This window comes from Streptomyces sp. NBC_01775 (assembly GCF_035917675.1).
Lineage (GTDB): Bacteria > Actinomycetota > Actinomycetes > Streptomycetales > Streptomycetaceae > Streptomyces.
Genome location: NZ_CP109104.1, coordinates 2,967,202 through 2,986,203, shown reverse-complemented (window position 1 = coordinate 2,986,203; position 19,002 = coordinate 2,967,202). Strand labels below are relative to the sequence as shown.

Below are 19,002 nucleotides of genomic sequence, written 5' to 3'. Positions count from 1 at the left end.
GCGGAAAGATCCGCCTCAAATGGGACGGCTACGCTCGATCGCATGAAACGAAGCGTGCTGACCCGCTACCGCGTCATGGCCTACATCACCGCCGTACTCCTCGTACTGCTGTGTCTCGGCATGATCGGCAAGTACGGGCTGCATATGGACGGCGCGGACGGCTTCACCAGCGCGGTCGGCATCGCGCACGGCTGGCTCTACATCCTCTACCTGATCTTCGCTTTCGACCTGGGCCAGAAGGCGAAGTGGCCCCTCGGCAAGCAGATCTGGGTGCTGCTGGCGGGCACCGTGCCCACGGCGGCGTTCTTCGTGGAGCGCAAGGTCACGCGCGAGGTCTCCCCGCTGGTCAAGGAGGAAGGCGCGGCGCCGGTCGGCGCCTGAGCCCCGCCCCCGTACGGGTCCGGTTTCCGCCGGGCCGGCGCGGCTGCACCGACGGCCTCCGTCGCCCGCATCGGCAGGGCGCGGGGGCTTTGTCATCGACATTTACTTGGACGTCCTAGTAAATTCGAGAGTATGGATGCTGACGCCATTGCCCAAGGCCGCCTCCGCTGGCAGGAGCGCTACGACGCCGCCCGTAAGCGGGACGCGGATTTCACCACGCTCAGTGGCGACCCCGTCGAGCCCGTGTACGGGCCCAGGGACGGAGACACTGTAGAAGGGTTCGAGCGCATCGGCTGGCCCGGTGAGTTCCCGTACACCCGCGGGCTCTACCCCACCGGATACCGGGGCAGGACCTGGACCATCCGCCAGTTCGCCGGGTTCGGCAACGCCGAGCAGACGAACGAGCGGTACAAGATGATCCTCAAGGCCGGCGGCGGCGGGCTGTCCGTCGCCTTCGACATGCCGACGCTGATGGGACGGGACTCGGACGACCCCCGCTCGCTGGGCGAGGTCGGCCACTGCGGCGTCGCCATCGACTCCGCAGCCGACATGGAGGTGCTCTTCTCCGGCATCCCGCTCGGCGAGGTCACCACCTCGATGACGATCTCCGGGCCCGCCGTGCCCGTCTTCTGCATGTACCTGGTCGCCGCCGAGCGGCAGGGCGTCGACCCGGCCGTGCTCAACGGCACGCTCCAGACGGACATCTTCAAGGAGTACATCGCGCAGAAGGAGTGGCTCTTCCAGCCCGAGCCCCATCTGCGGCTGATCGGCGACCTGATGGAGCACTGCGCCAACGGCATCCCGGCCTACAAGCCGCTGTCGGTGTCCGGGTACCACATCAGGGAGGCCGGCGCGACGGCCGCGCAGGAGCTGGCGTACACGCTCGCCGACGGCTTCGGCTACGTCGAGCTGGGCCTCTCGCGCGGGCTCGATGTGAACACCTTCGCGCCGGGGCTGTCCTTCTTCTTCGACGCGCACCTCGACTTCTTCGAGGAGATCGCCAAGTTCCGTGCCGCGCGCCGCATCTGGGCCCGCTGGATGCGCGACGTGTACGGCGCGACGAGCGAGAAGGCGCAGTGGCTGCGCTTCCACACCCAGACGGCCGGGGTATCGCTGACCGCGCAGCAGCCCTACAACAACGTGGTGCGCACCGCCATAGAGGCCCTGTCCGCCGTCCTCGGCGGCACCAACTCGCTGCACACCAACGCGCTGGACGAGACCCTCGCGCTGCCCAGCGAACAGGCCGCCGAGATCGCGCTGCGCACCCAGCAGGTGCTGATGGAGGAGAGCGGCGTCACCAACGTCGCGGACCCGCTGGGCGGTTCGTGGTACATCGAGGCGCTGACCGACCGCATCGAGGCCGACGCCGAGAAGATCTTCGAACAGATAAAGGAACGGGGCCGCCGCGCCGTGCCCGACGGGCAACACCCTGTCGGGCCCATCACCTCCGGCCTCCTGCGGGGGATCGAGGACGGCTGGTTCACCGGCGAGATCGCCGAGTCCGCCTTCACCTACCAGCGGGCGCTGGAGAAGGACGAGAAGAGGGTGGTCGGCGTCAACTGCCACCACGGCTCGGTCACCGGAGACCTGGAGATCCTCCGGGTCAGCCACGAGGTGGAGCGCGAGCAGGTGCGGGCGCTGGCCGGCCGCAAGGCCGGGCGGGACGAGGCCGCCGTGCGGCGCACGCTGGACGCGATGGTCGAGGCGGCCAGGAGCGAGGCCAACATGATCGAGCCGATGCTGGAGGCCGTGCGCGCCGAGGCGAGCCTCGGCGAGATCTGCGGGGTCCTGCGCGAGGAGTGGGGGGTCTACACGGAGCCGCCGGTCTTCTGAGCGGCCGGTCCTGCCGAGCCGTCGGTCCTGCCGAGCTGCCGGTCCTGCCGAGCCGCCGGGCCTCTCGGCCCGGCGGGCCTCCGCGCCGGCGGTCTTCCCGGCCGCCGGCCGCCGGTCTTGGTCGCCCGTCTTAGTCGCCGGCCTCAGTCGGCGGACGTGGTGCGGTAGCGGCTGCGGAACTCCGCCAGCAGTTCGTCCGTCACCTCGGCGCCCGCCGCCACCGCCTTGTGCACCTCACGGAAGTAGCCCTCGTATCCCGCGGGGGTGTAGAGGCACAGGGCGCGGGCGGGCGCGTGGCCCGCGTTGCGGAAGCCGTGCGGGGTGCCGCGCACGGCGGCCAGCAGGGTGCCGGGGCCCGCCGTGACCTCGCCCTCGCCGTTGTGGAGGGTCAGCTCGCCCTCCAGGACGTAGAAGTACTCGTCGTGCCCGTGGTGGACATGGGGGCGCGCGCCCACGGTGCCCGGGGCGAGGGTGAACTCCTCGAAGGAGAAGCGCCCTTCGGTGTGCTCGGCCGTCAGCCGGAAGAAGTGCGCGACGCCTGCGACATCGATCAGTTCCCCCTCCTCGGGCGTGCGCAGGAGGGGCCGGGATATCGGTGCATCCGGGGTGCTCATCGCGGCATTGTGACAGAGCCGTACGACATCACTTCAGCTCCGGGGAGGAACGGCCCCCAGCCCCTCCAGCAGGAGCGTGGTGAAGGCCGCGGCCCAGTCCGCGTCCACCGGACAGTCGCTCACCAGCGACCGGTGCACCACCGCGCCCGCGATCACATCGAAGATGAGGTCGACGACGCGGCAGGACTCCTCGGGGTCGGGGCCGTCGGGTGGGAGTTCGCCGCGCGCCTGGGCCCGCGAGCGGCCGTCGAGGACCAGCCGTTTCTGGCGGTCGACGATCGCCTCGCGGATGCGCCCGCGCAGCGCCTCGTCCGTGGTCGCCTCCGCGATGACGGCCATCAGCGCGGTCTTCGTCTCCGGGCGCCTCAGCAGCGCGGCGAAGGAGAGGACGACGCCCTCGACATCGGCCCGCAGGCTGCCGCGGTCGGGCAGCTCCAGCTCGTCGAACAGGACGGCGACCGCGTCGACGACCAGCTCGTTCTTGGCGGGCCAGCGGCGGTACAGGGTGGTCTTGGCGACCCCGGCGCGGTGGGCGACCTCGCTCATCGTCAGTCTGCTCCAGCCCACTTCGACCAGCGCGGCCCGGGTCGCGTCGAGGATCGCGCGGTCCGCGGCGGCACTTCGGGGGCGCCCGCGTCGTTGTGGTGGGGGAGCGGCCATGTGCCGACCATACCGATGGGTAAGCAGAGCACAGTGAGGCGGATCACCGCCCCGGGGGCGTAGGACGGCCTTGCGGGCGCGTCCCCTCTTCGAGTTACGCTACGACCCGTAGCGGAATACCCGTTGCGACGACCACACGCCGGGTGGGGACCCGGCGACCACTGCACACACCGGCGCGCCGAGGGGGGAGACTGGTCTCATGCAGCCACGCAATATGTCCATGAGCGGAGTGGTCGACCTCGCCGCGGTGAAGGCGGCCGGAGAGGCCAAGCAGAAGGCGGAGCAGGCACGCGCCCAATCCGCCGAGGGAGGCGGCGCTCCGGCGCCGTCGAGCCTGGTGATCGATGTCGACGAGGCGAGCTTCGAGGCGGACGTCCTCCAGCGTTCCGCCGAGGTGCCGGTCGTCATCGACTTCTGGGCGGAGTGGTGTGAGCCGTGCAAGCAGCTCTCACCGCTTCTGGAGCGCATCACCAATCAGTACGCGGGCCGCCTGCTGCTGGCGAAGATCGATGTCGACCAGAATCAGATGCTGATGCAGCAGTTCGGCGTGCAGGGCATCCCGGCGGTCTTCGCCGTGGTGGCCGGGCAGGCCCTGCCGCTGTTCCAGGGCGCGGCCCCCGAGGAGCAGATCCGGGGCACCTTCGACCAGCTCGTGCAGGTCGCCGAGGAGCGCTTCGGTATCACGGGCCTCCAGGGAGTGCAGGAGGAGGCGGCCGACGAGGCGGCCGAGGAGCCCGAGGCGCCGGAGGACCCGGTGCTGGCTGCTGCCCAGCAGGCCCTGGACTCCAACGACTTGGCGGGCGCGATCCAGGCGTACCGCAACAAGCTGTCCGACGAGCCGGGGAATGTCGAGGCCAAGGTCGGACTGGCCATGGCCGAGCTGCTCCAGCGGGTCCAGGGGCTGGATGTGCGCCAGGTCCGCAAGGACGCCGCCGACAGCCCCTCGGACGTGGCGGCCCAGCTGAAGGTCGCGGACCTGGACATGGCGGGAGGCCACGTCGAGGACGCCTTCGGCCGCCTGGTCGAGACGGTGCAGCGCACGGCGGGTGAGGACAGGGAGGCGGCGCGACTGCGGCTGCTGGAGCTGTTCGAGGTGATCGGTGCCGAGGATCCCCGCGTCGTAGCCGCACGCGGAGCCCTCGCTCGCGCCCTGTTCTGACCTGCTCGTACCGGCGGTCACACGCGCGCCGCGACTCATTGATTTAGCGACAACGGCGACCGTGCTTTGCCAAAACTTGGCAATTGTGATCGCTGTTACTCGCAGTAAGGAAAAGTCGCGGAAACCTCCCTTGTTGTCCGAGTGCTCCGCCCTCGACCCCACCTCGCCCGGCGACCCTGTGTCGCCGGGCGAGGCCATTTGGCGTCCCGCTGGTTATCCCTCCGTTACTCGTAAGTAACGAACCCCCTTGTGCGTCGGCCCCAGATGCACCACGATCGGCCAAGCTCGGTCCATCGCCAGCAGCCCGGCAACCATTCGGCGCCCCGCGGCATGGGTCCCCACCGAGCAGACCGGCATCGCAACACCCAGCGTCACCGCAACACCCAGCTCCGCCGCCGGTCTTGAGGACAGGGGGGTCTCTGCTCCACGGCGGGGCCTGTCCGAAAATGCAAGGTTGCGCGAGAGCGTGGCCCGTGGTTGTCGCTCGGGGGTGATCGCCGGCAGCTCGGACGTGACGTGTGGAAGGACGGCACGTACAGAGGCGTTGGCGCTCTCTTTCCGAGGACGTAGCACTTCTCCCTCCCCCAGCCCGCGCGGCCGGGAGGTGCCCCCACGGCAGGGAGCGGCCCGCTGGCAAGTGGACGGCTCTTCGAGCCGGAGATGTACGTCCGAGAAGGAGGAAAGTCATGGAGTCCCTGGCTCGTGGCGGGACCAGATGGAAGCGGTTCGCCGTCGTCATGGTGCCGAGCGTGGCCGCAACGGCCGCGATCGGTGTCGCGCTCTCGCAGGGCGCGCTGGCGGCGTCGTTCAGCGTCTCCGGCCAGCAGTTCAAGGTGACCGCCGACAAGTTGGACGGGCAGGGCTTCGTCCAGTACGGCGCGATCGACACGAACAAGTCGGGCCAGAAGCCCGTCGCGGTCGTCGGTATGAACTCGGCGAAGATCAAGAATCTGTGCCAGTCCGTCGTCGTGCCGGTCCCGGTCTTCGGCGACGTGTCGATGAAGCTCACCGCGGGCGGCAACGGCGGCCCGCGCGTCGAGGCGAAGAAGCTCTACATCGACGCCGACGACCTGCGTACGAACGCGACGTTCAACAACATCGACATCGGCGTCTCGGTGGACAAGACCACCAAGGGCCCCGGTCCGCACAACGGCGACAAGTACATGAAGGACTCGTTCGCCCAGCAGGCGGAGAGCGTCGAATTCACCGACGTCAAGCAGCGCGCCTGGGCCACCACGGCCGGCACGTTCAAGCTCAGCGGCCTGCACATGGCCGTGAAAAAGGGCAAGAGCGAGTGCTACTGACGTACTGACCCCACGGGCGCGGGGCACGGGTCCCCGCTCGGCCGGTGCCCCGCACCCGTAGGGTCCGCTCCACCCAGCAAGTTTTGCGCCAGTCCCGAGGAGCCCCGTACCCATGAGCGTCGACACGCGACAGAGGCTGACGACCGGATTCGGCCAGAAGCGCAGTTCCTTCCGGGACTGGCGCGGCCAGCGCCCGTTCTGGGGCGGGATGCTGACGCTGCTGGCCGGTATCCCGATCATGTACGTCCCCTACCAGAACCTCACACTGGGTTCGCTGACCATCCGGATGTCGACGACGGCGGGCGCCGGTTCGCTGATCATCGGCGTGCTGCTGGTCGTGCTCGGGCTGACCATGTGGTTCCAGCCCCACTCGCGGGTGTTCGCCGGTGTCGCAGCGATCCTGCTCGCCCTGGTCTCCCTCGTCGTGTCCAACTTCGGCGCCTTCCTGATCGGTTTCCTACCCGGAATGGTCGGCGGTGCGCTCGGCCTCTCCTGGGCCCCGGGCAAGGCGGTGAAGACCCCGGCGGAGCCCGCCGGTACGACGGCTTCCAAGGGCCCGGCTGCCGCGGGCCCGGTGGCTTCCGTGGGCCCGGCGGACGCGGCGGCCCCGGACGACGACCCGGCGATGGACGAGGGCGAGGGCCCCCGGGACAACACAGCAGTCTCTGGAGCGGCCTCAAGCAAGGGGGCCGACGCGAATGACGGGAACGGGAGGCACCGTGCCGGGTGACGAGGTCCACGAGGGGGAGGGCGCGTCGGCGGACGCGGCGCCGAGTGTCCGGGTCAGAACCGGGCCGCGGCACGCGGCCCCGAAAAAGCCGCTGTTGACCCGCCTCCATGTGCCCGCGGGCAAGGCGATAGCCATCGCGGCGATGCCTTCGGCCGTCCTGATGGGCATGGGGCTCACCCCCCAGCTGGCCAATGCCAAGCCGCTGCCCAAGAACCCCTTCAAGGGCGACTCCTGTGTCTCGGTCGCCGACCAGAAGGAGACCGAGGCCGAAAAGGAAGAGCGCAAGGAGCGGGCGGAAAAGCTCAAGCGCGATCTGGCCCGCGAGCGGGCCAAGCGGGAGCAGGCCGCGAAGGAGAAGTCCGGGCCGGAGCGGGACAAGCCCGCTGGGGACGGTGCCGAGGAGATACCCGAAGCCGGGTCCCCCAAGTCTCCGACGCCTTCGGGCGGTTCCTCGGGCGGCAGCGGCAGCGGCGACAGCACGGAGAAGCCGCCGTCCAAGCCTCCGTCGTCGGGATCGGGTTCCGGCTCGGGCTCAAGCGGTTCTTCGGCGTCCGAGGACGAGGAGAACCCCTGGTACGACCCGCTGGGTGTCGGCAAGACGCTTGACGGCGTCCTCAAGCCGAAGGAGCCCGAGGCTCCCGAGTCGCCCGAGACCGAGAAGCCGGACACGCCCTCCGGCGGCGAGAAGTCCTCGCCCAAGCCCACGCCTTCCGCGCCGGAAACGCCCGAGAAGGACGCCAAGCCGGACACGTCCGGGCCGGGGAAGCCCGCGGCGGGCAAGAAGGCCGAGAAGCCCGGCGAGGCCGACGAGGGTGACAAGCCCGAGGCCAAGGGCAAGGCCAAGAAGGACAAGGACTCCAAGGAGTCCGGCAGCGGCGACGGCGTCTCCAAGAGGGACGGCACAGCGCGCGACTACGACGCGGCCAAGGACGGGGGCAAGCCGTTCCCCTGCCCGGAGAAGATGGACGTCAAGGGCACGGACGAGCAGACGCCCGCCCAGGTGCCCAACCAGCCCTGGTACTTGAAGGCGTCCTCCCTCACGCTCAAGGGCCTCGACTACGAGGGCGTCGTCAACATCACCATGCCGAACGGCAAGACGAAGCAGGCCCTCAAGTTCACCTCCGACGCCCTGGACATCGGCGACCTGCACCAGACGGTGAAGGGCCCGGGTGGCCGGACGTACCACGTGCAGGGGGCCGAGGGGTCGACCTCGACGATTCGTGGCGGCAAGGTGACGATGTACACCGAGGAGCTGAAGGGCAACCTCTTCGGGCTGATCCCGATCACCTTCAGCCCTGAGTCGCCGCCGCCGATCAATGTGCCCTTCGCGTACTTCACGAAGGTGACCGTCAAGCAGGCGGGCCAGTTCGGCGGAAACCTCACGATCCCCGGCCTGCACCAGCACATCACCAAGTAGCGCCCTGTCGCCCCCCCCACAGGGAAGGGCCCGCACCCCGGTTCGGGTGCGGGCCCTTCGCGTGCTCCTGCCCCGCCCCTTCCCCTCCCCGGCCTCCGGCCGGGAGGTGCCCCCAGCGCGCTCGCTCGGACGGGAAGGGGCCCACCGGGCCGGGCCTCACTCCGCCTGGGCGTTGCCCAGATGGTGGACGCGGACCATGTTCGTGGTGCCAGGAACCCCGGGCGGCGAACCCGCCGTGATGAGCATCGTGTCGCCCGTCTCGTACCGCTGGAGCTTCAGCAGCTCCGCGTCGACCAGCTCGACCATCTCGTCCGTGTGGTCGACGTGCTTGACCACGTACGTCTCCACGCCCCAGCTCAGCGTGAGCTGATTCCGTGTGGCCGGCTCAGTGGTGAAGGCGAGGATCGGCTGGGCCACGCGGTAGCGGGAGAGCCTGCGGGCCGTGTCGCCGGACTTGGTGAAGGCCACCAGGGCCTTGCCGTCGAGGAAGTCGGCCATCTCGCAGGCCGCGCGGGCCACCGAGCCGCCCTGGGTGCGCGGCTTCTTGCCGGGCACCAGCGGCTGGAGGCCGCGGCTGAGCAGCTCCACCTCGGCGGCCTGGACGATCTTCGACATCGTCTTGACGGTCTCGATCGGGTACTGCCCGACCGAGGACTCCGCCGAGAGCATCACCGCGTCGGCCCCGTCCAGCACCGCGTTGGCCACGTCGCTGGCCTCGGCGCGGGTGGGCCGGGAGTTGGTGATCATGGACTCCATCATCTGGGTCGCCACGATCACCGGCTTGGCGTTCCTGCGGCACATCTCGACCAGGCGCTTCTGCACCATCGGGACCTTCTCCAGCGGATATTCCACCGCCAGGTCGCCGCGCGCCACCATGACCCCGTCGAAGGCCATGACGACGTCCTCCATGTTGGCGACCGCCTGCGGCTTCTCCACCTTGGCGATCACCGGCACCCGGCGCCCGACCTCGTCCATGACCCGGTGCACGTCGCGCACGTCCGAGGCGTCCCGCACGAAGGAGAGCGCCACCATGTCGCAGCCCATGCGCAGCGCGAACTTCAGGTCGTCGATGTCCTTCTCGGACAGCGCGGGCACGTTCACCGCGGCGCCGGGGAGGTTGATGCCCTTGTGGTCGGAGATGACCCCGCCCTCGATCACGATGGTGCGCACGCGGGAGCCGGCGACCTCGGTGACCTGGAGGGCGACGTTGCCGTCGTTGATCAGTACCGGGTCGCCCTTGGACACGTCGGCGGGCAGGCCCTTGTAGGTGGTGCCGCAGATGGTCTTGTCGCCGGCGACGTCCTCGGTGGTGATGGTGAACTCCTCACCGCGGACCAGCTCGACGGGTCCCTCGGCGAAGGTCTCCAGCCGGATCTTGGGGCCCTGGAGGTCGGCGAGCACGCCGATGGCGCGGCCGGTCTCCTCGGAGGCCTTGCGGACGCGGTGATACCGCTCCTCGTGCTCGGAGTGGGACCCGTGGCTCATGTTGAACCGGGCCACGTTCATACCCGCTTCGATCAGCGTCTTGAGCTGTTCGTAGGAGTCGACGGCGGGGCCCAGGGTGCAGACGATTTTGGAACGGCGCATGGGGGCGATCCTATCGTTTTGTTTAGGTACTGAACGATGTGGGTGGCGGCGCTGCGGCGCCGTGCCGGGCCCGGGCCCGCTCACCGGCCCGTGACCAGCGCGTAGGTCTGCTCTGCGATCTCCAGCTCCTCGTCGGTCGGTACGACGGCGACCTTCACCCGTGCGTCCTCGGGCGAGATCAGCCGCGGCTCCTGTCCGCTCGCGGCGTTCAGCTCCCCGTCGACGGCCAGCCCCAGTCCCTCCAGACCGGCGACGGCGGCTTCCCGCACGGGTGCGGCGTTCTCGCCGACACCCGCGGTGAAGACCACGGCGTCCACCGTGCCGAGCACGGCGTAGTAGGCGCCGATGTACTTCTTCAGGCGGTGGATGTAGATCTCGAAGGCCAGCTTCGCCGCCGCGTCCCCCTCCTCGACGCGGCGGCGGATCTCGCGCATGTCGTTCTCGCCGCACAGGCCCGCCAGGCCACTGCGCTTGTTGAGCAGCTCGTCCACCTCGTCCATGCCCATCCCCGCCACCCTGCCCAGGTGGAAGACCACGGCCGGGTCGATGTCGCCGGAGCGGGTGCCCATCACGAGGCCTTCCAAGGGGGTCAGTCCCATGGAGGTGTCCGCGCAACGCCCGCCGCGCACCGCCGAGGCCGAGGCACCGTTGCCCAGGTGCAGCACGATCAGGTTGGTGTCGGCCGGGTCCTTGCCCAGCAGCCCGGCCGCCTTGCGGGAGACGTAGGCGTGCGAGGTGCCGTGGAAGCCGTAGCGCCGTACGCGGTGCTCGTCGGCGGTCTTCACGTCGATGGCGTAGCGGGCCGCGTGCTCCGGCATGGTGGAGTGGAAGGCCGTGTCGAAGACCGCGATCTGCGGCAGGTCGGGGCGCAGCCGCTGGGCGGTCCTGATGCCGGTGATGTTGGCGGGGTTGTGCAGGGGCGCGACGGGCACGAGGCGCTCGATCTCCTTGAGCACCGCGTCGTCGATCAGCGTCGGCTCGGTGAACTTCAGCCCGCCGTGCACCACCCGGTGGCCGATCGCGGCCAGTTCGCCGGAGCCCAGGCCCAGGCCGTCCGCGTCCAGCTCCTCCGCGACGGCCTTCAGCGCCGCGTCGTGGTCGGCCAGCCGCCCCCGGCGCTCGCGCTTGTCGCCGCCGGTGCCCAGCCGCCGGTGGGTGAGCGTGGAGGTGTCCTCGCCGATCCGCTCGGCGAGCCCCGCGGCCAGCCGGGAGTGGTCGGCCATGTCGATGAGCTGGTATTTCACCGACGAGGAGCCGGAGTTGAGGACGAGAATCCGGGTGGCTGTCACAGCGTGCGGCGCTTTCTGCGAGGGGGCGGGGCGTTCTTCCAGGGGCCCGGCGTGTCCGGTGGGCCCGGGGTCAGGCGTCGGGGCTGCCGGTGGCCGGCTCGTCCTGCGCCTGGACGGCGGTGATGGCGACGGTGTTGACGATGTCCTGCACCAGGGCGCCCCTGGACAGGTCGTTCACGGGCTTGCGCAGGCCCTGGAGCACGGGCCCGACGGCTACGGCGCCGGCCGAGCGCTGCACGGCCTTGTAGGTGTTGTTGCCGGTGTTCAGGTCGGGGAAGATCAGCACGGTGGCCTGGCCGGCGACCTGGGAGTCGGGAAGCTTGGTCGCGGCCACCGAGGGCTCCACGGCGGCGTCGTACTGAATGGGTCCCTCCGTCAGCAGGTCGGGGCGCCGGGAGCGCACCAGCTCGGTGGCCCGCCGCACCTTGTCCACATCGGCGCCGGAGCCCGAGGTGCCCGTGGAGTACGACAGCATGGCGATCCGCGGCTCGACCCCGAACCGGGCCGCGGTGGTGGCCGACTGGATCGCGATGTCCGCGAGCTGCTCGGCGTCCGGATCGGGTACCACGGCGCAGTCGCCGTAGACCAGAACGCGGTCGGCCAGGCACATGAAGAAGACCGAGGAGACGATGGAGGCGTCCGGCTTGGTCCTGATGATCTCGAAGGCGGGCCGGACCGTGGCCGCCGTGGAGTGCACGGCGCCCGAGACCATCCCGTCGGCCAGGCCCTCGCCGACCATCAGCGTGCCGAAGTACGACACGTCCGCGACCATGTCGTAGGCGAGCTCGTAGTCGACGCCCTTGTGGGCGCGCAGCTTGGCGTAGCGCTCCGCGAAGCGCTCCCTGAGCGGCGAGCGCTGCGGGTCCACGATGCGCGCCGTGGCCCCGCCGGTGGCCAGCGGCGGCTCGTCGTCGGCCAGCAGCTTCAGGCCGATGCTCAGCTCGGCGGCGCGCTTGCGCACCAGCGCGGGCTCGCCCAGCAGCGTCAGGTCGCAGATGTTGCGGCGCAGCAGCACCTCGGCGGCGCGCAGCACCCGCTCCTCGGTGCCCTCGGGCAGCACGATGTGCCGCCGCGCGGCGCGCGAGCGCTCCACCAGCTCGTGCTCGAACATCATCGGGGTGACCCGCTCGCTGCGCTCCACGGAGAGGCGCGCGGTCAACTGCCCGGTGTCCACATGGGTTTCGAACAGGCCGAGCGCGATCTCCGCCTTGCGCGGGGTCGCTGCGGTCAGCTTGCCCTCCAGCGACAGCAGCGCGTCGGCGGCCTGGATGGACCCGTCGGGTACGACCAGCACCGGGGTGCCCGGCGCGAGCCGCGAGGCGAGCGCGAGGGTCTGCTCGCCGGGGTGTTCACCGAGGGTGAGCAGGATGCCGGCGATGGCGGGGGAGCCGGAGGAGTGCGCGGCCAGGGCGCCGATGATCAGGTCCGAGCGGTCACCAGGGGTGATCACCAGGCAGCCCTCGGTCAGAGCGGGCAAGAAGGCGGGCAGATGGGCCCCGCCGAAGACGAGGTGGCGTACGTCACGCGAGAGCCCCGCGTGGTCGCCCAGCAGCACCTCGGCGTCCGTGGCCTCCTTGACCTGCGCGATCGTGGGGGCCGCCAGCGCGGGCTCCTCGGGCAGGACGAAGACCGGCTCGGGCAGCCGTTCGGCCAGGCCCAGCACGGCCTGCGCCGCCTCGGGGTCGCCCACCCTGTTCGCCACCATCGCGATCAGGTCGGCGCCCAGCGAGGCGTAGGCGTGGTGCGCGTTGCGCACCTCGGCGACCACGGCCTCGGGGCTCTGGTCGCGGGCGGCGACGACGGGGAGGACGGCGGCGCCGAACTCGTTCGCGAGGCGGGCGTTGAGCGCCAGCTCGGCGGGCAGCCCGGTCTCGGCGAAGTCGGTGCCCAGTACCAGGACGGCCTCGTAGTCCGCGGCCACCTCGTGGAAGCGCTCCACGAGCCGGGATATCAGCTCGTCCGTGCCCTGGTCGGCCTGGAGTGCGGCAGCCTCCTCGTAGCTCATCCCGAACACGGAGGAGGCGGGCTGCGAGAGGCGGTAGCGGCTGCGCAGCAGGTCATAGAGCCGGTCCGGGCCGTCGTGCACCAGCGGGCGGAAGACCCCCACGCGGTCCACCTGGCGGGTCAGCAACTCCATGACCCCCAGCTCGACCACCTGCCGGCCGTCGCTGCGTCCGATGCCGGTCACGTACACGCTGCGCGTCACGCGCTGTCTCCTCCGGGTCGAGGCGACTGTCGGGTCGCCTGTCGGATTGCTCGGGGTCCGGCCGCGACGGAGACGCCTGTCGAGACCGCCTTGAGGTCTTTCATCACAAAGCGCCCATAAAGATATGGCTATACCCTTGACAATACCTGCGCTTCTGGTTAGGTCGCGCGTCAGGCAAGAGACGGGCAGGCCCTGGCCGGCCGGCTGGAGCGGAGGGGGTGCGTCCGCATGGCGAACCGCACCCATGCTCCCGTATTCAAGACGTGAAACAATCGCACCGGCTCACACATGGATCAGCGGCACCCGGACAGTGAGGTCCGCGACCGTGCCCCAAGCGGCCCGTCCCCACGCGGGCATTTCACCGAGCAGGAGAAGCGAACCCCATGCGCATCGGAGTCCTCACCGCCGGCGGAGACTGCCCCGGCCTCAACGCCGTGATCCGGTCCATCGTCCACCGTGCCGTGGCCGACCGGGGCGACGAGGTCATCGGCTTCGAGGACGGGTTCAAGGGCCTGCTCGACGGCCGCCACCGCCCGCTCGACATCAACTCCGTCAGCGGCATCCTCGCCCGGGGCGGCACCATCCTCGGCTCGGCGCGCCTGGAGCGGGACCGGCTGCGCGAGGCGTGCAACAACTCCGAGGAGCTGATAGAGCGCCTCGGCCTGGACGCGCTCATCCCCATCGGCGGCGAGGGCACGCTCACCGCGTCCCGCATGCTCGCCGAGACGGGCCTGCCGGTGGTCGGCGTCCCCAAGACCATCGACAACGACATCTCCGCCACCGACCGTACCTTCGGCTTCGACACCGCCGTCGGCGTGGCCACCGAGGCCATGGACCGTCTCAAGACCACTGCCGAGTCGCACCAGCGCGTCATGGTCGTGGAGGTCATGGGACGGCACGCGGGCTGGATCGCGCTGGAGGCCGGCATGGCCGCCGGCGCGCACGCCATCTGCATCCCCGAGCGGAACTTCGAGGTCGACGACCTCGCGAAGATGGTCGAGGAACGCTTCGCGCGCGACAAGAAGTTCGCGATCATCTGCGTCGCCGAAGGCGCGCACCCCGCCGAGGGCTCCATGCCCTACGAGAAGGGCATGATCGACCAGTACGGCCACGAGCGCTTCGCCGGCATCGGCAACCGCCTCGCGATCGAGCTGGAGCACCGCCTCGGCAAGGAGGCCAAGCCGGTCATCCTCGGCCACATCCAGCGCGGCGGCACCCCCACCGCCTACGACCGGGTCCTCGCCACGCGCTTCGGCTGGCACGCCGTCGAGGCCGTCCACCGGGGCGACTTCGGCCACATGACGGCCCTGCGCGGCACGGAGATCGTCATGGCCCCGCTGGCCGACGCCGTCACCGAGCTCAAGCACGTTCCGCAGGACCGCATGGACGAGACCGAGGCGGTTTTCTGAGGCCGCGCCTCCCTCTTGACCCCTGCCCCGCTGGGCCCCGCCCCGCGCCCGCAAACGTTGGTGACCGCACGGCCAGTTGACCGAGCCCTCGCCATCCTCCGGGACGGCGAGGGCTGGTGCTCCGTCCCGTCCCGTCGGGTTGCTCTGCTGGACAGAGGCGCATCGCGTCCGCCCCGATCCACCGGCGGCGCGGGGCTGTTTGCGGTGGAGCGGGGTGCCTGGCCCGCCACTCAGTCGAAAGTGCCGGCCAGGTAGGCGTTGCGGATTTTGATGAGGTGGGGCATGTACCGGCTCAGGAAGAGTCTGTCGACGATGCGCCCGACAGGCCCCAGCGGTGAGGCGAAGTCGATGACGTCTCTCATGGTGGTGCCGCCGGCGCCGTCCGGCTCGAAGTGGTGGGCGTGACGCCATCGCTTGAAGGGTCCGGACTCCTGCTCGTCCACGAAACATCGGGGCCGGTCGTAGGAGGTGATGCGGGCCTTGAGCCGCCAGGTCAGGCCGAGATGGTGAGCCTGGAAGGTCACCGTGTCACCGAGCGTCAGCTCTCCCCGGGTCTTGCCGCCAACCGCGCGCTCCGACGAATCGGCCATCGAGCGGGCATGCGCCTCCACGTCCAGGCATACCGCGAACACCTGGTCCGGGGGTGCGGCGACGGCTGTCACCACCTCGAAATGCTGCACAAGCTCACCCTAGACACTGGGTATCCCGGGCCCTTGCCCTGGTCGGACGCAGCTCTCATCTCAGGCTCGGCGGCGCTTCTCCAGGGGCGCGCGAGGCGGCGGAATCTCACCCGACACCCTCGGCTGCAACGACACGGCACCCGCTCCGGCACGACAATGTCGGGCTCCAAGACCACAACCAGGTCTCGGAGCCCGATGTCACGCCCGGCCCGAATTGACCACAGCGCCTCCTCCGGGACGGCGGGGCTGTTGGCCGTGTCCCCGGCACGCCTACCCGTCTCGGCGAGCAGCGCCGTCCGGCCGGATGACGTCGACCGGGATGCCGGCCGCACGTGCCTCCTCCACCACGTCGGCAGTGCCGCCGCCCTTGCCGCCCGGAGGCTGCCCGTTCCACACGGCGACGAGCCGGTCGGCGCGTTCCAGCAGCACAGTGTTCGCGGTCTCGTATGCACTCCGGTTCGCCGTGTCGTGCGGCATCACCAGCACCTCGCCCGCCGCTGCGTGGAGGCGGTCGAAGGCCGGAGCGTGATCGGGCTTCACCTTCGCGTCCCGGTAGTCCCGGGACGGCGGCACCACGACGAGCCGGCCGCCCGTTTCCACGATGGCTTCGGCGAACAAGATGTCCGAGCCCTTCGCGATGCACGACACCCCCACCAAGTCGGTGGGCGCATAGCCATCGAGGAGCCCGTCGAGTGCCGCTTGGACGAGCGGGACGGTTTCGTCGGTGAGATCCATGTGCCCGGTGACGGCGAGGGTGGTCATCGCGGTGCCCTTCTGCTCTGTCGGACGGTATATGGAGTACAGCTCACTTAGGGGGTACAGCTCTCCGAGCCGCTCTGGGACCCGTGCGGACGCTGTGTGCTGCGGGTTGCCCGCTGCCCGCTGCCCGCTGCCCGCTGCCCGCTGCCTGACGCCTGACGCCTGACGCCTTGACGGGACTGGGGCGGGGGCTCTTTCGTCATGCCTCCGGGCGCCAGCCGACGGCGAGCATGTGTGAGCTGGCGGCGAGCAGTTCCGGGTACGGCTCGGCCAGCCGGGCGGCCGTCAGCGCGGACTCGAACAGATCGGATCCCGCAACCGACCCCTTCGTGTACTGCTCGGTCGCCTTGAGCATCCCCCATGCCGGCCCCTCGATTCCAAAGACCTCCGCATCCTCGAACCCGGCCTCGGCCACCTCGTCGCGCAGCTCGGCACCGCTGTGGAAGTACGCCGCGGTGAACGACTTCTTCCCGTCGTGGACCTGGCTGCGCAGGATGCCCTCGATGCTCTCCCGGACGCTGTCCTTGTAGAGGTGCGCGAACGCCGTGTGCTCGAACAGGGACGCGTACCGGTTGATGCCCGCCGCGGCCACCAGGCCCCCCGGCCGCACCACCCGGTATGCCTCGGCGAGCGCCCGGTCCCGCTCGGCACGCTCCAGCAGGTGGTAGAGCGGGCCGAGGACCAGTACCACGTCGAAGTCACCGTCGCTGAGGTTCAGATCGCGGGCATCGCCCACCTCGGCCGAGGTCGCGACGCGTCGCGCGGCATCGACATGCCGGGGCACCGGGTCCACGACGTGCACGGCGTAGCCGTCCTCGATCAGCCACCTGGCATGCGCACCGGGGCCGCCACCGACATCCAGGACGCGGGCGGGAGGTAGCGGCGCAGCAGCTCTTGCGTGCGAAGCAGCTCAAGTGCGCCGTCGGCCGACATCGTCAGGCGCTGGGACTCGTCGATGGTGGACGCGTAGAAGGCCATGACCTCGGGTGCGATGTCCATGCGGAGCATTCTGCCGACCAGTGGTCGGATCACGTCAGCCCGTATCTGACAGGCTCCGGCGAACCGGCGTAACGTGGATGGCGGGTATCCACCTGGCGGGGGTAGTCATGACGCACATGTTCGGGACCACGATCGGCGATCGGATCGGACGGCTCCGAGAGCAGCGTGGCCTGACGCAGGAGCAGATGGCCGCTCGGGCGGGTGTATCGGTCGATGTTGTCAGGAAGCTGGAGCAGAACCGGCGCCTCACCGCGCGGATGGCCACGCTGAACGCTCTGGCGCAGGCCCTCGACGTCGAGGTTTCCGTACTCGTCGGAGCACCGGCTGTCTTCGAACCGTCTCCCGAAGGGCGGGAAGAGCCCAGTCTCCTGCTCCTGCGGCAGGCGGTTTCGCCCGTCTCCGATCTGCTGGCGGAGGACGACGACCCGGAGGATCCGCCGCCCACCATCGGGGCACTGCGGGCCGCGTTGCGTTCAACGGAACACATTCGGCGGGAAGGCCGCGTCGGGCAGGTCGGCGCTGTCCTCCCGCAACTTATCCGCGATGCCCGTGCTGCCGTACGCCATCACAGCGGGGCGGACCAAGCAGCGGCCAACGCGGTGCTCGCGGAGGCATATCAGGTCGCGGCGACCACTTTGACAGCGTTGGGCAAGGAAGATGCCGCATTCACGGCGATAGAGCGCGCCACCGTGGCGGCCCGGTCCTCGGACGATCCTCATCTGGAGACCGTCGGCGCGTCCACTCTCGCCTGGATTCTCACCAAGCAGGGGCGGTTGCAGGACGCGGCGCGCGTGGCACTCGCCACCGCTGAGTCCGCCGAACCCGGCTTCCGCTCCCCGCCGCTTGCCCTCTCCCTCTGGGGGATCCTGATGCTCCGCGCGGCGACAGCGACCGTCCGTCAGGGCGAGGCCCAGTACGACCGCGTCGAAGAGCTGTTGCGGATGGCCTCGGCCGCGGCAGCCGGTCTCGGCACGGACCGGCTCGATTACGCGACTCCCTTCGGGCCGGCCAACGCGGGCGTGGCGCGCGTGAACTTCCTGGTGGAGATGGGCAAGAGCGCGGAGGCGATCGAGGCAGCCCGCACGGTTCCGCGTCTGGAGACGCTGCCACCGACCTGGCGGGCGCGCTTTCAAGTGGACCGGGCGCAGGCCCATGCGGACATCGGCCAGGACGGCCGGGCCGCGGTGGCGTTGTTGAAGGCCGAGGACGACGCGCCGGAATGGATGCGTTACCACGGCACCTCGCGGCGCCTGGTCGCGGAGCTTCGGTCGAGGGAGCGCCGTCGGCGCAGTCCCGTCACGGAGTTGGCCAACAGGCTTCACCTGGACGGCTGACAGCTAGGACAAGGCGTCCCAGCGAGGCTGCGAAATAGGGCGGGCCGTCCCTGGGGCGGAAGGTTCCGCACTCCTACTGTCCTCACCGACCGGCGGCTTCGGTCATCCCCTCAGGATCCGGTGCCGCTCATCCCAGTGAGGACAGCTCCATGCAGACACTGACGACCGGCTCCGGCGAGGGAGCCGCCTACGCCGCCGCGCGCAGCCGCCCTGTGCCGGGGTTGCGGCCGTGACCACAATGACCATCCGCGTATCCCGCGATTCCGACTGCACCTGGGGCCGACGGCGCACCGTCCGGGAGGGCGAGGACAAGGCGCCCCAGCCTCTCAGCCGTCCGCTGGAGTACCCGCCGTGTGAATGTCCCCGCTGTGCCCAGGGGGTGACCGCGATGCCGCGTGATGTCGGAGTGTTCGTACGGGCGGCGCGCGCGGCGGCGGGCCGCTGCCGACGATGCGGCCAAACCCCCCGCGTCTCCGGGCGTGAGGAGCCGCAGCCCAAGACAGCGCCGTGGGTGGTCGTCACCGGCCGGTGCGCTTGCCCGTCCGCCGTCGAGAGGGGCCGGACATGACCGCTGGCTATGACCCGCACCGCGCCCCGGAACTGGTGGCCGCCCGCTGCTGGCCGGCGGCCCTGTGATGCGC

At 70.2% G+C, this 19,002-nt stretch carries 15 protein-coding genes and 1 pseudogene; 8 read left to right on the top strand and 8 right to left on the bottom strand.

The features are described from left to right. Positions 1–42: 42 nt before the first annotated feature. Entirely contained in the window at positions 43–381 is a 339-nt protein-coding gene (locus OHB04_RS13215; RefSeq protein ID WP_326687878.1) for a DUF3817 domain-containing protein, read from the top strand. Between the two features lie 132 nt (positions 382–513). Then, positions 514–2,214 carry an acyl-CoA mutase large subunit family protein gene (locus OHB04_RS13210; protein ID WP_326807501.1) on the top strand — a complete coding sequence of 567 codons (1,701 nt, stop codon included), beginning with the start codon at positions 514–516 and terminating at the stop codon, positions 2,212–2,214. A gap of 143 nt (positions 2,215–2,357) precedes the next feature. On the opposite strand, the gene OHB04_RS13205 is transcribed toward OHB04_RS13210, so the two are convergent. Both OHB04_RS13205 and OHB04_RS13200 read right to left on the bottom strand, forming a co-directional pair. Beyond that, the gene (locus tag OHB04_RS13205; protein ID WP_326687876.1) at positions 2,358–2,828 is read right to left on the bottom strand and encodes a cupin domain-containing protein; all 471 of its coding nucleotides are present in this window, start codon (positions 2,826–2,828) and stop codon (positions 2,358–2,360) included. Between the two features lie 33 nt (positions 2,829–2,861). Further along, positions 2,862–3,488, bottom strand: coding sequence for a TetR/AcrR family transcriptional regulator (locus tag OHB04_RS13200; protein WP_326807500.1), 627 nt, complete (start codon positions 3,486–3,488; stop codon positions 2,862–2,864). A 199-nt stretch (positions 3,489–3,687) separates the two neighbouring features. On the opposite strand from OHB04_RS13200, the gene OHB04_RS13195 reads away from it, so the two are divergent. From OHB04_RS13195 to OHB04_RS13180, 4 genes are all read left to right on the top strand, one after another. Further along, positions 3,688–4,647: a tetratricopeptide repeat protein gene (locus tag OHB04_RS13195; protein WP_326687874.1), complete on the top strand. Its 960-nt coding sequence runs from the start codon at positions 3,688–3,690 to the stop codon at positions 4,645–4,647. A 686-nt stretch (positions 4,648–5,333) separates the two neighbouring features. Next, entirely contained in the window at positions 5,334–5,951 is a 618-nt protein-coding gene (locus tag OHB04_RS13190; protein ID WP_326687873.1) for a DUF6230 family protein, read from the top strand. 112 nt (positions 5,952–6,063) lie between these two features. Continuing rightward, positions 6,064–6,681, top strand: coding sequence for a DUF6114 domain-containing protein (locus OHB04_RS13185; RefSeq protein WP_326687872.1), 618 nt, complete (start codon positions 6,064–6,066; stop codon positions 6,679–6,681). Continuing rightward, positions 6,650–8,098, top strand: a complete 1,449-nt coding sequence (locus OHB04_RS13180) for a hypothetical protein (RefSeq protein WP_326807499.1) — start codon at positions 6,650–6,652, stop codon at positions 8,096–8,098. Before OHB04_RS13185 ends, OHB04_RS13180 begins: the two co-directional genes overlap by 32 nt. A 156-nt stretch (positions 8,099–8,254) precedes the next feature. Here the strand turns inward: OHB04_RS13180 and pyk are convergent, their stop codons facing one another. The 3 genes from pyk to pta form a co-directional block, all read right to left on the bottom strand. Beyond that, on the bottom strand, positions 8,255–9,685 hold the full coding sequence (gene pyk / locus OHB04_RS13175; RefSeq protein ID WP_326807498.1) for a pyruvate kinase: 1,431 nt from the start codon (positions 9,683–9,685) through the stop codon (positions 8,255–8,257). A gap of 80 nt (positions 9,686–9,765) precedes the next feature. Further along, positions 9,766–10,974 (bottom strand): acetate kinase, encoded by a 1,209-nt coding sequence (locus OHB04_RS13170; protein WP_326687869.1) that lies wholly within the window; start codon positions 10,972–10,974, stop codon positions 9,766–9,768. A gap of 70 nt (positions 10,975–11,044) precedes the next feature. After that, on the bottom strand, positions 11,045–13,180 hold the full coding sequence (gene pta / locus OHB04_RS13165; RefSeq protein WP_326687868.1) for a phosphate acetyltransferase: 2,136 nt from the start codon (positions 13,178–13,180) through the stop codon (positions 11,045–11,047). A gap of 383 nt (positions 13,181–13,563) precedes the next feature. Between pta and OHB04_RS13160 the strand changes: the two genes are divergently transcribed. After that, positions 13,564–14,589, top strand: coding sequence for a 6-phosphofructokinase (locus OHB04_RS13160; RefSeq protein WP_326687867.1), 1,026 nt, complete (start codon positions 13,564–13,566; stop codon positions 14,587–14,589). 230 nt (positions 14,590–14,819) lie between these two features. On the opposite strand, the gene OHB04_RS13155 is transcribed toward OHB04_RS13160, so the two are convergent. The 3 genes and pseudogenes from OHB04_RS13155 to OHB04_RS13145 form a co-directional block, all read right to left on the bottom strand. Further along, positions 14,820–15,269, bottom strand: coding sequence for an SRPBCC family protein (locus OHB04_RS13155; protein WP_326687866.1), 450 nt, complete (start codon positions 15,267–15,269; stop codon positions 14,820–14,822). A gap of 270 nt (positions 15,270–15,539) precedes the next feature. After that, the gene (locus tag OHB04_RS13150) at positions 15,540–16,031 is read right to left on the bottom strand and encodes a hypothetical protein (RefSeq protein ID WP_326807497.1); all 492 of its coding nucleotides are present in this window, start codon (positions 16,029–16,031) and stop codon (positions 15,540–15,542) included. 196 nt (positions 16,032–16,227) lie between these two features. Further along, positions 16,228–17,036 (bottom strand): annotated as a pseudogene (locus tag OHB04_RS13145) (class I SAM-dependent methyltransferase). 98 nt (positions 17,037–17,134) lie between these two features. Here OHB04_RS13145 and OHB04_RS13140 point away from each other — a divergent pair. Further along, the gene (locus tag OHB04_RS13140) at positions 17,135–18,361 is read left to right on the top strand and encodes a helix-turn-helix domain-containing protein (protein ID WP_326807496.1); all 1,227 of its coding nucleotides are present in this window, start codon (positions 17,135–17,137) and stop codon (positions 18,359–18,361) included. Positions 18,362–19,002: the final 641 nt, after the last annotated feature.

What these genes read in the sequence shown, in the direction of transcription:
- OHB04_RS13210 (WP_326807501.1), top strand. Translation starts at nt 514, where the DNA reads ATGGATGCTGACGCCATTGCCCAAGGCCGCCTCCGCTGGCAGGAGCGC.
- OHB04_RS13215 (WP_326687878.1), top strand. Translation starts at nt 43, where the DNA reads ATGAAACGAAGCGTGCTGACCCGCTACCGCGTCATGGCCTACATCACC.
- OHB04_RS13190 (WP_326687873.1), top strand. Translation starts at nt 5,334, where the DNA reads ATGGAGTCCCTGGCTCGTGGCGGGACCAGATGGAAGCGGTTCGCCGTC.
- OHB04_RS13140 (WP_326807496.1), top strand. Translation starts at nt 17,135, where the DNA reads ATGACGCACATGTTCGGGACCACGATCGGCGATCGGATCGGACGGCTC.
- OHB04_RS13205 (WP_326687876.1), bottom strand. Translation starts at nt 2,828, where the DNA reads ATGAGCACCCCGGATGCACCGATATCCCGGCCCCTCCTGCGCACGCCC.
- OHB04_RS13185 (WP_326687872.1), top strand. Translation starts at nt 6,064, where the DNA reads ATGAGCGTCGACACGCGACAGAGGCTGACGACCGGATTCGGCCAGAAG.
- OHB04_RS13195 (WP_326687874.1), top strand. Translation starts at nt 3,688, where the DNA reads ATGCAGCCACGCAATATGTCCATGAGCGGAGTGGTCGACCTCGCCGCG.
- pyk (WP_326807498.1), bottom strand. Translation starts at nt 9,685, where the DNA reads ATGCGCCGTTCCAAAATCGTCTGCACCCTGGGCCCCGCCGTCGACTCC.
- OHB04_RS13180 (WP_326807499.1), top strand. Translation starts at nt 6,650, where the DNA reads ATGACGGGAACGGGAGGCACCGTGCCGGGTGACGAGGTCCACGAGGGG.
- OHB04_RS13200 (WP_326807500.1), bottom strand. Translation starts at nt 3,488, where the DNA reads ATGGCCGCTCCCCCACCACAACGACGCGGGCGCCCCCGAAGTGCCGCC.
- OHB04_RS13160 (WP_326687867.1), top strand. Translation starts at nt 13,564, where the DNA reads ATGCGCATCGGAGTCCTCACCGCCGGCGGAGACTGCCCCGGCCTCAAC.
- OHB04_RS13150 (WP_326807497.1), bottom strand. Translation starts at nt 16,031, where the DNA reads ATGACCACCCTCGCCGTCACCGGGCACATGGATCTCACCGACGAAACC.